A 13,164-nucleotide genomic window follows, 5' to 3' on the forward strand; every position below is an offset into this window, starting at 1 on the left:
AGCCGTGATCGCCCCACCGAACAGGGGAGCCCATCCCCCCCCCCCCCCCCCCCCCCCCCCCCCCCCCCCCCCCCCCCCCCCCCCCCTCCCCCCCCTCCCCCCCCCCCCCCCCCCCCCCCCCCCCCCCCCCCCCCCCCCCCCCCCCCCCCCCCCCCCCCCCCCCCCCCCCCCCCCGGGCCGGAGGGCCTCACGGAGGTGGGGCTCGCGTACCGGTCTTGGTTTCTGGGATGTGCGGTGTGCGGGTGGCCACCACTTCTGGACCCAGAGGCATGACCAGCCCGGAGGGCCGGAGCCTCGGGCTGGGCTAGGCGCGCCCCGTCCTCATGGACGCCATGGAGAAGGACGGCACCTCGACGAAGCCGCCGCAGAAAGACTGCTGAGGTCTCGGGCCCGCCCACGTTTCCCACGGAGGCGCAGCGGGAGAAGGAGGGAGTGGCCGGCGCCCGCGGCCTGGCCGAGGCCGTCTCGAGCCGAGGGCTGGTGGCCCAGCTCCCCCGGACAGCAGGTCCGGCCGTCGGCACGAACAAGAGCGGCACGGTCGGCGGTCGGAGCCCTCCCGAATTGTTAGCGTTAACAATCGGGACGTCAAGCCCACCACCGCGACCGCCTCCACCCGCTCCGGGCTATACCCATCGGTGATCTCCTGGGCCTTGACGCCGTTTCTGTGAGCGTTAACACTCATGTGACGCCGACCCGGAGCGGCACCCGTCCGGGCCTCCAGCGGGGTGTACTCACCCCCTCCACCCCGGGCCGGCGCCCCAAAACCCGCTCGACCCGGTCCAAGGCCCCCGCCGAGATCGCGCCCGAGACAGCGCCGATCGCGGCATACCACTGGAGGAATAGTGCGGAAGGTTGTGACGAGCCTCGCTGCCGCGGGGCTCACCTTGGCCCTGACGGCCTGCGGTCAGAGCGCCAACGGTGTGGGCGACAGCGCGGGCGGCGGTGACACCAAGGGCGGTCTCATCGGGATCGCGATGCCCACCAAGTCGTCGGAGCGCTGGATCAACGACGGCGACAACATGGTCAAGCAGTTCCAGGCCAAGGGCTACAAGACCGACCTGCAGTACGGCGACAACGTCGTCGAGAACCAGGTCTCGCAGATCGAGAACATGATCACGAAGCGGGCCAAGCTGCTGGTGGTGGCCGCCATCGACGGCTCCTCGCTCACCAACGTCCTGCAGAGGGCCGCCGACGCCAAGATCCCGGTGATCTCGTACGACCGCCTGATCCGCGGCACCGGCAACGTCGACTACTACGCGACCTTCGACAACTACAAGGTCGGCGTCCTCCAGGGCACCTACATCGTCGACAAGCTGGGCCTCGCGAGCGGCAAGGGCCCCTTCAACATCGAGCTGTTCGCCGGTTCGCCGGACGACAACAACGCCACCTTCTTCTTCCAGGGCGCGATGAGCGTGCTCCAGCCGTACATCGACCAGAAGAAGCTGATCGTCCAGAGCGGCCAGACCGGCTTCAACCAGGTCGCCACGCTGCGCTGGGACGGCGGTGTCGCCCAGTCCCGGATGGACAACCTGCTGAGCAAGTCGTACACCTCGGCCCGTGTCGACGCGGTGCTCTCCCCCTACGACGGCATCTCCATCGGCGTCCTGTCCTCCCTCAAGGGCGCCGGCTACGGCGGCCCGGACAAGACGCTGCCCGTGGTCACCGGCCAGGACGCGGAGCTGGCCTCGGTGAAGTCCATCATCGCCGGCGAGCAGACGCAGACCGTCTACAAGGACACCCGCGAACTCGCCAAGATCGCGGTGCAGATGGGCGACGCCGTGCTCACCGGCGGCCAACCCGAGGTCAACGACACCAAGCAGTACGAGAACGGGGTCAAGGTCGTCCCGGCCTATCTGCTGCAGCCCGTGAGTGTCGACAAGGAGAACTACCAGAAGGTGCTCGTGGACGGCGGGCAGTACACCGCCAACCAGCTCAAGTAGCCAGCCGGGCACGTACGGGCGGGGGCGCTCGACCCGGCAGCCCCCGCTCGTGCCGCCCCCCGTCGAACGGATGCACCACCATGGCCGGACCCGTCCTCGAGATGCGTTCGATCAGCAAGTCCTTCCCCGGAGTCAAAGCGCTCTCCGGCGTCACCCTGAGCGTCGCCCCCGGCGAGGTCCACGCCGTATGCGGCGAGAACGGCGCCGGGAAGTCCACCTTGATGAAAGTGCTCAGCGGGGTCCACCCGCACGGTTCCTACGAGGGCGAGATCCTCTTCGAGGGCGAGCCCTGCGCCTTCAAGGACATCCGCGCCAGCGAACAGCGCGGCATCGTGATCATCCACCAGGAACTCGCCCTGGTCCCCTACCTCTCCCTCGCGGAGAACATCTTCCTGGGCAACGAGCACGCCACCCGGGGCTTCATCAGCTGGAACAAGACGCTCACCCACGCCACGGCGCTCCTGCGGCGGGTCGGTCTGGACGAGAGCCCGCACACGCGCGTCGCGGACATCGGGGTGGGGAAACAGCAGCTGGTCGAGATCGCCAAGGCCCTCGCCAAGAAGGTCAAGCTGCTGATCCTGGACGAGCCCACCGCCGCCCTCAACGGCGAGGACAGCCGCAAGCTGCTCGACCTCATCCTGGAACTCAAGGCCCAGGGGATCTCCTGCATCCTCATCTCGCACAAGCTGGACGAGATCGCCCAGGTCGCCGACTCCGTCACGATCCTGCGCGACGGCCGGACCATCGAGACCCTCGCGGTCGGCGCGGAGGGCATCTCGGAGGACCGGATCATCCGGGGGATGGTCGGCCGCGATCTGGAGCACCGCTTTCCCGAGCGCACGCCCGAAGTGGGAGAGGTCGCCTTCGCCGTCGAGAACTGGACGGTCCACCACCCGATCGACCATCAGCGCAAGGTCGTCGACGGCGTGTCGGTGGCCGTGCGGCGCGGCGAGATCGTCGGTATCGCCGGCTTGATGGGCGCGGGTCGCACCGAGCTGGCGATGAGCGTCTTCGGCCGCTCGTACGGGCGCCACAGCGGAGGCCGGGTGCTGGTGGACGGCAAGGAGGTCCGAACCCGTACCGTCCCCGAGGCGATCGGCCACGGCATCGCGTATGTCACCGAGGACCGCAAACACCTCGGGCTCAACCTCATGGACGGCATCAGCCGCAACATCTCGCTGAGCGCGCTCGGCAAGGTCGCCCGGCGCGGCTGGGTGAACGAGCACGAGGAGACCCGGGTCGCAGAGTCCTTCCGCACGACGATGGGCATCAAGGCGCCGTCGGTGTTCGCGGAGACCGGGAAGCTCAGCGGGGGCAACCAGCAGAAGGTGGTCCTCAGCAAGTGGATCTTCTCCGAGCCGGAGGTGCTGATCCTCGACGAGCCCACCCGGGGCATCGACATCGGCGCCAAGGCCGAGATCTACACGGTGATCGCCGAACTCGCCGCCCAGGGCAAGGCGGTGCTGATCATCTCCTCCGAGTTGCCCGAGCTGCTCGGCATGTGCGACCGCATCTACACGATGTCCGAGGGCCGGCTCACCGGCGAAGTGGACCGCGCGGACGCGACCCAGGAATCACTCATGCGCCTCATGACCATGAGCGCCGCGACCGAGAACGAGCAGGTGTGAGGAATGGCCCAGACGAAGACCACGGACACCCCGGGCACCGGCGGCCTCGAGGCTCCCCGGCCCGCCACCACATCGGGCGGCGGCGGCCTCGGTCCGCTGCTGGCGCGGGCGCTGCGCGGCAACATACGGCAGTACGGCATGCTGGTCGCCCTGGCGCTGATCGTCGCGGTGTTCCAGGTCTGGACTGACGGCATCCTGCTCCAGCCGCTCAACGTGACCAACCTGATCCAGCAGAACAGCTACATCCTGATCCTCGCCATCGGCATGATGATCGTGATCATCTCCGGTCACATCGACCTCTCGGTCGGTTCGCTGGCCGCCTTCGTCGGCGCCGCCGCGGCCGTGATGATGGCCACGCACGACGTGCCGTGGCCGCTCGCGCTGGCCGTCGCCCTGCTGATCGGGGCGGCGGCCGGCGCCTGGCAGGGGTTCTGGATCGCGTACGTCGGCATCCCGTCCTTCATCGTCACGCTGGCCGGCATGCTGCTCTTCCGCGGCGGTACGCAGATCGTGCTGCAGGGCCAGTCGGTGGCGCCCCTCCCCAAGGGATTCCAGCAGATCAGCAGTGGCTTCCTGCCGGAGGTCGGCCCGCACACCGACTACCACAACCTCACCCTGCTGCTGGGGCTCGGCGTGCTCGCCCTCGCCGTCCTCCAGGAGGTCCGGGGCCGCCGGCAGGCCGCCCGCTACGGCCTGGAGCTGCTCCCGCTGGGCTTCTTCCTGGCGAAGCTGGCCGCCATCGCCGCCGCGGTCCTGGTGTTCACGCTGCTGCTGGCGAGCTACCACGGCTTCCCGATCGTGCTGCTGATCCTCGGCGCCCTGCTGGTCGCCTTCGGCTACCTGATGCGCAATTCCATCCTGGGCCGCCACACCTACGCGATCGGCGGCAACGAGGCCGCGGCGAAGCTGTCCGGTGTCAAGAGCAAGCGCGTCGTCTTCCTCGCCTTCGTCAACATGGGCGTACTGGCCGCGCTGGCGGGGATGGTCTTCGCCGCCCGGCTCAACGCGGGCACGCCGCAGGCCGGCATCAACTTCGAACTGGAGGCGATCGCCGCCGCGTTCATCGGCGGTGCCTCGGCCTCCGGGGGTGTCGGGACCGTCCTCGGCGCCATCATCGGCGGCCTGGTGCTCGGCGTGCTGAACAACGGCATGTCGCTGGTGGGGATCGGCACCGACTACCAGCAGGTCATCAAGGGCCTGGTGCTGCTGGCCGCGGTCGGATTCGACGTCTACAACAAGCGCAAGGCCGGCTCCTGATCCGTACCGCCCGGGTCCGGCCGCACCCCCTCGGGGCGCGGCCGGACCCGCTGTCACTGCCGGTGGAAGGTTGCGTCGGCCTTGGCCAGGGTGGTGCCGGCCGCCTGGACGTAGAGCAGGAAGTCGTAGTGCCGCAGGTACTGGCCCGGCCTGCCGTACGCCTCGTAGGAGACACCGGCCGGGTCCCCGAGCCCGGCGCGCTGGTGGAAGCTGGCGCTGTCCTTGAAGGCGGTCGTGCCGTCGTTCCTCTCGACCCAGACCTCACCGTTCCTGCTGTGCAGGTAGTGCCCGGGTAGGTTGGCGGACTCCAGCGAGACGGTGCCGGTGCCGGACAGGCCGGGTACGGTGCGGAACTGCGAGTCCGCCAGGTTGGTGACGTCCGCCTCCAGCTTCGCCCGGTACGCGAAGTGGCGGATGTAGTGGGCTGGGTAGTTGTACGAGGAGAGCCGCACCGGGGTCGCACCGTCGGCCACCGGGATGCCGAAGGCGGGTGTGCCGTCGGCGTTCCAGTACAGCTTCTGGACGCGGGTGCGGCGGTTGGGGTCGTTGAGCGGATCCCCCGTGATGTCCTTGTAGCTGCGGTCGTGGTAGACGAGGACGTCGCTCTTGCCGTCCTCGGAGGTGGTGAACTGGTTGTGGCCCGGGCCGTACTGGCCGGTCGCCGCGTTGCTGGTGAACACCGGGGTCGGGCTCTTCGTCCAGGAGGCCGGATCGAGGAGGTCGCCGGTCGCGGAGGCGGAGAGCAGGCCGAGGCAGTAGGTGCTGTCGGTCGCCGACGCCGAGTAGCTCAGGAAGACCCTGCCGCCGTGCTGGATGAACGCAGGGCCCTCGTTGACCTTGTGGCCGGCCGTCTCCCAGCCGTAGGTGGGCACCGTGAGCCTGGCCGGTGTCCCGGTGATGGTCCACGGGTTCGACATCTTCGCGAGGTAGACGTTGGAGTTGGTCGCGATGGCGGGATCCTTCTGGGCCCAGCTGAGGTAGCGGGTGCCGCCCACGACGAAGGTGGTGGCGTCGAGGGCGAAGCTGTCCATCGGGGTGGTGATCTTCCCCTTCTCGGTCCAGCCACCGGTGAGCGGGTTGGCGGCGGAGCTCTCCAGGACGTACATGCGGATCTTCCACACGTCGGAGGTGGAGCCGGCGGCGAAGTACACGTACCACTTGCCGTCGATGAAGTGGATCTCCGGGGCCCAGATGTGCGCGCCCATGTCGCCGGTGGCGTGCTTGGTCCAGATCACCGTCTCCGGGGCGGTCGCAAGACCCTGGATCGTCGTCGCCCGGCGCAGGATGATGCGGTCGTACTCGGGGACGGTGGCCGTGAAGTAGTAGAAGCCGTCCGTGTGCCGGTGGATCTGGGGGTCGGCACGCTGGTTCGCCAGCGGGTTGGTGAACGAGACGGCGGGCGAGGCGGGGGCCGCGGCCCGGGCGGGAGCCGCCGGCAGCTGGGAAAGGGCCAGCGCGGCCACGGCCGTGAGGATTGCGGGGAGCATGCGCGTTCCGGTCACGTCTTCTCCTGTGGGGGTGGTGGGGGGGCGGCGGTGGTTCAGTTGGCCTTGAGCTGCCACTGCTGGCAGGTGTTGCCCAGCCAGGTCCACTGGCGTACGTCGGCCCCGTCTGCGGTCGCGCAGTCGGCCACGTCGGCGACCTTGCGGCTGTTGGCGTTCTCCAGCCGCACCCAGCCGGGACCGGTGACGATCATCCGGAACCGCTGGCACGCGTTGCCGAGCCACGACCACTGCCGGATGTCCGCGCCGTCGGCGGCCGAGCAGTCCGCCACGTCGAGCGCCTTGCCGCTCGCCGTGTTGACCAGCCGGCTGGTGTCGTCGCCCTGGTCCTCGATCCGCCATTTCTGCGCGGCCGCGCCGTTGCACGTCCACTGGCGGACGTTCGCCCCGTCCGCCGCCGAACCGTTGAGGAGGTCGAGGCACTTGCCGCTGTTGCGGTTCACGAGCGTGTAGGAGGTGGGGGTGGCGGCCGACTCGCCCGACGGGCCCGCGAGCGGGGTGCCGAGGGCGACGGGGGTGCCGAAGTCCGGGGTGCCGTCGGAGTTCCAGGTGAACTTCTGCGCCCTGGTGGTGCGGGCGTTGGTGCAGCCCTCGGCGGGAGAGCCGTTGGCGTGGTAGACGATCCAGTTCTCGGTGCCGTCCGGGGAGGTGAAGAACCCGTTGTGGCCCGGCCCGTACACGCCCGCGGCGTCGTCGCGCTGGAAGACGGGGGTCGGCTTCTTCGTCCAGGAGGCGGCGGACAGCGGGTCACTGCCCGTCAGTTCGAGCCGGCCGAGCTTGTAGTCGGCGGTGGCGCAGAAGCTCGCCGAGTAGACGATGAAGGTCTTGCCGTCGTGGTAGAGCGGCTCGGGTCCCTCGTTGACGGGCGCGCCCTGGCGTTCCCAGGAGTAGGTCGGCGTCGAGATGACCGACAGGGCGCCACTGACGGTGTACGGGTTGCTCATCGGTGCGATCACGAGGTTCTGCGTGCCGTTGCCCATGGCGCTGCCGAGCAGGTAGAGGGCGCCGTTGTCCTCGAGCACGCTGCCGTCGATGAGCCAGGTGTCGCCGCCCGGGGCGGCGAGGTCGTTCTTGAAGTGGTAGGGGCCCATCGGGTCGGCGCTGGCACTCTCCAGCACGTGCAGGCGCTGGGTCTTGTTGTAGTCGGCGATCCCCTGCCCGGCCACGTAGTAGAGGTACCAGCGGCCGTTGAAGAGGTGGATCTCGGGCGCCCACATGTTGCAGCAGCGCGAGGGGGTGGTGTCGGCCCACACCTGCACGCTCGGCGCCGTCGCGAGCCCGGCCAGTGTGGGTGACCTGCGCATGGTGATTTCGGAGGACCAGGAGGTGGTGACGAGGTGGTAGACGCCGTTGTGGTGGACCAGCCACGGATCGGCCCCCTTCTGGGACTTCACCGGGTTGGTGTACGTCCGGCCGGCGACCGCAGCGGCCGGGCGGGTTTCGGCGAGGGTGGTGCACAGGAGCGCGAGCAGCGCGACCGCGAGGCCGATCCGGGTGCGGAGGCGGGCGCGGGGGCGGGTTCGGGTCATGTCGGTCCTCCTGGGCGACGCCGCCGGGCACGGGGGCGCGGCCGGTCGCCGCCGGGTCAGCCGGGGTCCACCGAGAAGCGGTGGACGGTGGTCGAGTGGTACTCCTCCCCCGGGCGCAGGACGGTGGAGGGATAGCGGGGGCGGTGCGGGGAGTCGGGGAAGTGCTGCGTTTCCAGCGCGATGCCGGCGAAGGCGGGGTACGGGGCGCCGCCGGGGCCGGTCAGTGAACCGTCGAAGAGCTGCCCGGTGTAGACCTGCAGGCCGGGCTCGGTGGTCAGGCACTCCACCCGTCTGCCGCTGGCGGGGTGGGCCAGGACCGCGGCCCGCCGCGGGCCCCGGCCCTTGTTCGGGCGGAGCACCCAGTTGTGGTCGTAGCCGCCTCCGGCCAGCCGGAGCTGGGGGTGATCGGCCGCGATCCGCTCGCCGACGGGGTGCGGCTCGGTGAGGTCGAACGGAGTGGATTCGACGGGGAAGTGGGGTCCGTACGGGATGAGCTGCTCGTCGACGGGGGTGTACCGGTCCGCCCGGATCCGGAGTGCGTGGTCGAGGATCGTCCCGCTGCCCTCGCCGCCCAGGTTGAAGTAGGTGTGATTGGTCAGGTTGACCACGGTGGGGGCGTCGGTGACCGCGGTGTACGTGAGGGTGAGCGACCCGGCCCGGTCCAGCAGATAGGTGGCCCGGGCGGTGAGCGCGCCGGGGAAGCCCTGGTCGCCGTCCGGGCTGTGCAGGGTGAGGCGGACGCCGACCCGGCCCGGCTCGCGCACTTCGGCGGCGTCCCAGAGGCGTGCGTCGAAGCCTTCGGGGCCGCCGTGCAGGGTGGGGCCGCCTCCTTGGGACGCGAGCCGGTGCAGGGATCCGTCGAGGGGCAGTTCGCCGCCCGCTATCCGGTTGGCGTAGCGGCCGATGGTGGCTCCGAAGTACCTCGCCCCGCCGTGCAGGTCCGCCGTGCTCGCGCCGCCCAGCACGACGTTGGCGCGCTCACCGTGCCGGTCCGGGCAGTACAGCGCCTGGAGGCGGGCACCGAGGGTGAGCACCTCCGCCGTGACGGCGCCCTCCGGGCCGAGGATCCAGCGGTCGACGGTCCGACCGTCCGAGAGGGTCGCGTACGGCTCGCGGCGGATGGTCAGGGGCGGGCCGTCGGGGCGGGTGGGCGTGTCGGTCATGGCTGTGCGTCACTCCGATCCGAGGGGGGCGGGAAGGGCGGCGCCCCGGTGGCGACAGCCGGGACGCCGCCCGCGGACCGTCCGGCGTCAGAACCCCTGGGCCAGGCGGTGGTACGCCTGGTTCCAGCGGATCTCCTTCGTGAACTGGCGGATCGTGGTGTCCGCATCGATGACCAGTAGCTCGGTGGCGAGGATGTCGGCGAGATCGCCCAGCTCCTCGGTCCCGATCGCGCTGGACAGCACGGTGTGGTGCGGAGCTCCGGCCGTCAGCCACGCCTCGGTCGAGGTGCGCAGGTTCGGACGCGGCTGCCAGACCGCCCGCGCGACGGGGAGGTGCGGCAGCGGCTGGACGGGCTCGACCACGTCGATCTCGTTGGCGACGAGGCGGAACCGGTCGCCCATGTCGGCCAGCCCGACCACCACGGCGGGACCGGTCCGGGCGTCGAAGACGAGGCGCACCGGGTCCTCGCGGCCGCCGATGCCCAGCGGGTGGACCTCGCAGGACGGCACGTCCGACGCGATGGTCGGGCAGACCTCCAGCATGTGCGCGCCGAGGATCAGCTCCCGCCCGGGCTCCAGGTGGTAGGTGTAGTCCTCCATGAAGGAGGTGCCTCCCGGCAGACCGGTGGACATCACCTTGAGCGTGCGCAGCAGGACGGAGGTCTTCCAGTCGCCCTCGCCACCGAACCCGTAGCCGTCGGCCATCAGCCGCTGCACGGCGAGACCGGGCAGCTGGCGAAGTCCGCCGAGGTCCTCGAAGTTGGTGGTGAAGGCGTGGAAGCCGCCGTCCGCCAGGAAGCCGCGCAGGCCGAGTTCGATGCGGGCGGCGTAGCGCAGGGAGTCGTGCCGCTCCCCTCCCGGGCGGAGTGCGGGTGCGAGGCGGTAACTGTCCCCGTACTCCTTGACCAGGGCCGTCACGTCGGCGTCGGCGGCCGCGTCGACGGCTTCGACGAGGTCGTTGACACCGTAGGTGTTGACAGAGACGCCGAAGCGGAGCTGGGCCTCGACCTTGTCGCCCTCGGTCACCGCGACATCGCGCATGTTGTCGCCGAAGCGGGCCAGCCTGAGGCTGCGCAGTTCGGCTCGGCCTGCCGCGGCCCGGGCCCAGGAGGCGATCCGGGCCGCGACCGAGGGGTCGGTGACGTGTCCGGCGACGGTCTTGCGGGCGAGGCCGAGCCGGGACTGGATGTAGCCGAACTCGCGGTCCCCGTGGGCCGCTTGGTTCAGGTTCATGAAGTCCATGTCGATGGACGCCCAGGGTAGTTCGACGTTGGCCTGGGTGTGCAGGTGGAGCAGCGGCTTGCGCAGCGCGTCCAGGCCCGCGATCCACATCTTCGCCGGGGAGAAGGTGTGCATCCAGGTGATCAGGCCGATGCAGGCGTCGTCGGCGTTGGCGTCCAGGCAGAGGCGCCGGATCGCGTCGGCGTCGGTGAGTACGGGCTTCCAGACGATGTCCACCGGGATGCCGGAGGAGTCGCCGAGCGCGTCGGCGATGCGGCGGGACTGCTCGGCGACCTGGCGCAGCGTCTCTTCGCCGTACAGTCCTTGGCTGCCGGTCAGGAACCAGACCTCGCGGCCCTCGATTGCCTTCAGTGCCTTCATGGGAGCGGTGTCTCCTTAGCGGACAGCGGGGCGCTGGCCGTACACGTTCCGGTAGCGGTGGTTGAGGCGGTCGATGTCGCCCTGCGCGATCGGCAGCGGCTCGCCGAGCTGGCGGGAGATGTGGACGGTGCGGGCGACGTCCTCGCACATCACGGCCGCCTTGACGGCGGCCTTGGCGTCCTTGCCGATGGTGAAGACGCCGTGGCTCTTCATCAGGACGGCCGGCGAGCGGTGGCCCCGGAGGGTCTCGACGATGCCCCGGCCGATGGACTCGTCGCCGATCAGCGCGAAAGGGCCGACGGGGATCTCGGCCCCGAACTCGTCGGCCATGGCGGTCAGCACGCAGGGCACGGCCTCGCCGCGCGCGGCCCAGGCGCTGGCGTACGTCGAGTGGGTGTGGACCACTCCGCCGACCTCGGGCATGTGGCGGTAGACGTAGGCGTGTGCGGCGGTGTCCGAGGACGGGGAGTGCTCGCCGTCGACGACGTTGCCCTCCAAGTCGCACACGATCATCTTGTGGGGCGTCAGCTCCTCGTACGCGACGCCGCTCGGCTTGATCACCAGCAGGTCTTCGCCGGGGATGCGGGCGGAGACGTTGCCGGCCGTCCAGACGACGAGGCCGTAGCGGACCAGCTCCTGGTGGAGCTCGCTCACCTGGCGGCGCAGCAGGTCGATCGGGGAAGGGGACGTCATGCTCGGACCTCGCTCTTCAGGGCAGCGGTGGCGGCGGTGGCGGCAGCCGTGGCAGTGGCGGTGGCAGGGGCGGTAGCCGTGGCAGTGGCCGACGGGGCGGCGCCCGGGGCGGACTCCGGCTCGGCCTGAGGGGCGGTCAACGCCGCGTTGCGGATCGCGCGGAGGCGGTGGAGGAGCTTGTCGGCCCCGGTGCCGAAGTGGTCGTGCAGAGCGCGGTACTCGCCGTAGAGGGCGTCGTACGCGTCGGCACGCGCCGGGTCCGGCTGGTAGGCGCCGCGCCGCACCCGGCCCATGGCGGCCGCCGCGGAACGCACGTCGGGGTGGGCTCCGGCGGCGACGGCGGCGTGGATGGCGGAGCCGAGGGCGGGCCCCTGGGCGGACTCGGCGAGGGAGACCGGGCGGCGCAGCACGTCGGCGTAGATCTGCATGAGCAGGGCGTTCTTCTTCAGTCCGCCGGTCACGATGAACTCGGTGACGGGTACGCCGCCCTGCTCCAGGGCGTCGACGATGGTGCGGGTGCCGAAGGCGGTGGCCTCCAGCAGGGCGCGGTAGACCTCCTCGGGGCGGGTGGCGAGGGTGAGGCCGACGATGACGCCGGAGAGGTGGTGATCGACCAGGGTGGAGCGGTTGCCGTTCATCCAGTCGAGGGCGACCAGACCGTGGCCGCCGACGGGCTGGCCGGCGATCTTGCGGGTGAGCAGCTGGTGCAGGTCCTCGCCGGTGGCCTCGGCCTCTGCCAAGTAGTCGGCGGGCACGCCCTGGCGCAGCCACCAGGCGAAGATGTCGCCGACGGCGCTCTGCCCGGCCTCGTAGCCGTAGGCGCCCTCGACGATGCCGCCGTCGACCACTCCGCAGATGCCGGGCACCTCGGCGAGGGCGGCTCCGTTGACGACGTGGCAGGTGGAGGTACCCATGATGGCGAGGAGCTGTCCGTTCTCCACGGCCTGGGCGGCGGGAGCCGCGACATGGGCGTCGACGTTGCCGGTGGCGACGGCGATGCCCACGGGCAGCCCGGTCCAGGCGGCGGCCTCGGCGGTCAGGGAGCCGGCCCGGGAGCCCAACGGCGAGAGCGGGTGCGCGAGACGGGTGCGCGCGAAGTCGGCGAAGTCGGGGTGCAGGGCGGCGAGGTACTCCTCGTCCGGGTAGCGGCCGTCCTGGTGGATGCCCTTGTATCCCGCCGTGCAGGTGTTGCGGGTCTCGACGCCGGCGAGTTGCCAGACGATCCAGTCCGCGGCCTCGATCCAGCGCTCGGTGGCGGCGTAGGTCTGCGGGTCCTCCTCCAGCAGCTGGAGCGCCTTGGCGTACTGCCACTCGGCGGAGATCCTCCCGCCGTAGCGTGAGATCCACTTCTCGCCGCGCAGGTGGGCGAGGTGGTTGATGCGGTCGGCCTGGCCCTGGGCGGCGTGGTGCTTCCACAGCTTCGGCCAGGCGTGCGGGCGCGCGGCCAGTGCGGTCTCGGCGAGCGGGACGCCGTCGGCCCGTACGGGCAGGACGGTGCAGGCCGTGAAGTCGGTGCCGATGGCGATGACGTCGGCCGGGTCGATGCCGCTCGCGGCCACCGCGGCGGGGACGGCGGTGCGCAGCACCTCGCGCCAGTCCTCGGGGTGCTGGAGGGCCCAGTCGGGCGGCAGGGGCCGGCCGGTGGTGGGGAGTTCGTGCTCGATGACGCCGTGCGGGTACGCGTGGACGGCCGAGCCGACCTCCTCGCCGTCGCGTACGCGGACCACCACGGCCCGGCCGGAGAGGGTGCCGAAGTCGACACCGACGACGTACCTCTCCGGGGCCTCGGTGGGAGGTGCCCCGGTGGGAGGGGTCACGGTCATGTCACGTCCTTCGTACGGAGCCCGTCG

The 13,164-nt window shown here is 70.8% G+C and carries 9 protein-coding genes; 3 read left to right on the plus strand and 6 right to left on the minus strand.

All coding sequences use genetic code 11. The annotated features are described in order from the left end of the window. The first annotated feature begins 854 nt into the window (after nt 1–854). The 3 genes from chvE to mmsB all read left to right on the plus strand — a co-directional run bounded on the left by chvE (nt 855) and on the right by mmsB (nt 4,825). Complete coding sequence (chvE, locus tag AC07FY_RS22140; RefSeq protein ID WP_479008744.1) at nt 855–1,940, plus strand: multiple monosaccharide ABC transporter substrate-binding protein; 1,086 nt, start codon at nt 855–857, stop codon at nt 1,938–1,940. 80 nt (nt 1,941–2,020) lie between these two features. Continuing rightward, nucleotides 2,021–3,568 carry a multiple monosaccharide ABC transporter ATP-binding protein gene (gene mmsA / locus AC07FY_RS22145; RefSeq protein ID WP_479008746.1) on the plus strand — a complete coding sequence of 516 codons (1,548 nt, stop codon included), beginning with the start codon at nt 2,021–2,023 and terminating at the stop codon, nt 3,566–3,568. A gap of 3 nt (nt 3,569–3,571) precedes the next feature. Continuing rightward, nucleotides 3,572–4,825 carry a multiple monosaccharide ABC transporter permease gene (mmsB, locus tag AC07FY_RS22150; protein WP_479008748.1) on the plus strand — a complete coding sequence of 418 codons (1,254 nt, stop codon included), beginning with the start codon at nt 3,572–3,574 and terminating at the stop codon, nt 4,823–4,825. A gap of 53 nt (nt 4,826–4,878) precedes the next feature. On the opposite strand, the gene AC07FY_RS22155 is transcribed toward mmsB, so the two are convergent. From AC07FY_RS22155 to AC07FY_RS22180, 6 genes are all read right to left on the minus strand, one after another. Then, complete coding sequence (locus AC07FY_RS22155; RefSeq protein WP_479009075.1) at nt 4,879–6,312, minus strand: family 43 glycosylhydrolase; 1,434 nt, start codon at nt 6,310–6,312, stop codon at nt 4,879–4,881. A 53-nt stretch (nt 6,313–6,365) separates the two neighbouring features. Next, complete coding sequence (locus AC07FY_RS22160; RefSeq protein WP_479008750.1) at nt 6,366–7,856, minus strand: family 43 glycosylhydrolase; 1,491 nt, start codon at nt 7,854–7,856, stop codon at nt 6,366–6,368. A 56-nt stretch (nt 7,857–7,912) separates the two neighbouring features. Beyond that, nucleotides 7,913–9,019 (minus strand): aldose epimerase family protein, encoded by a 1,107-nt coding sequence (locus tag AC07FY_RS22165; protein ID WP_479008752.1) that lies wholly within the window; start codon nt 9,017–9,019, stop codon nt 7,913–7,915. A gap of 87 nt (nt 9,020–9,106) precedes the next feature. After that, nucleotides 9,107–10,621: an L-arabinose isomerase gene (gene araA, locus AC07FY_RS22170; RefSeq protein WP_479008754.1), complete on the minus strand. Its 1,515-nt coding sequence runs from the start codon at nt 10,619–10,621 to the stop codon at nt 9,107–9,109. 15 nt (nt 10,622–10,636) lie between these two features. Further along, nucleotides 10,637–11,314, minus strand: coding sequence for an L-ribulose-5-phosphate 4-epimerase (locus AC07FY_RS22175; protein ID WP_479008756.1), 678 nt, complete (start codon nt 11,312–11,314; stop codon nt 10,637–10,639). Then, the gene (locus AC07FY_RS22180) at nt 11,311–13,137 is read right to left on the minus strand and encodes a ribulokinase (protein WP_479008758.1); all 1,827 of its coding nucleotides are present in this window, start codon (nt 13,135–13,137) and stop codon (nt 11,311–11,313) included. Before AC07FY_RS22180 ends, AC07FY_RS22175 begins: the two co-directional genes overlap by 4 nt. Nucleotides 13,138–13,164: the final 27 nt, after the last annotated feature.

The organism is Streptomyces sp. NPDC045967 (genome assembly GCF_056430495.1).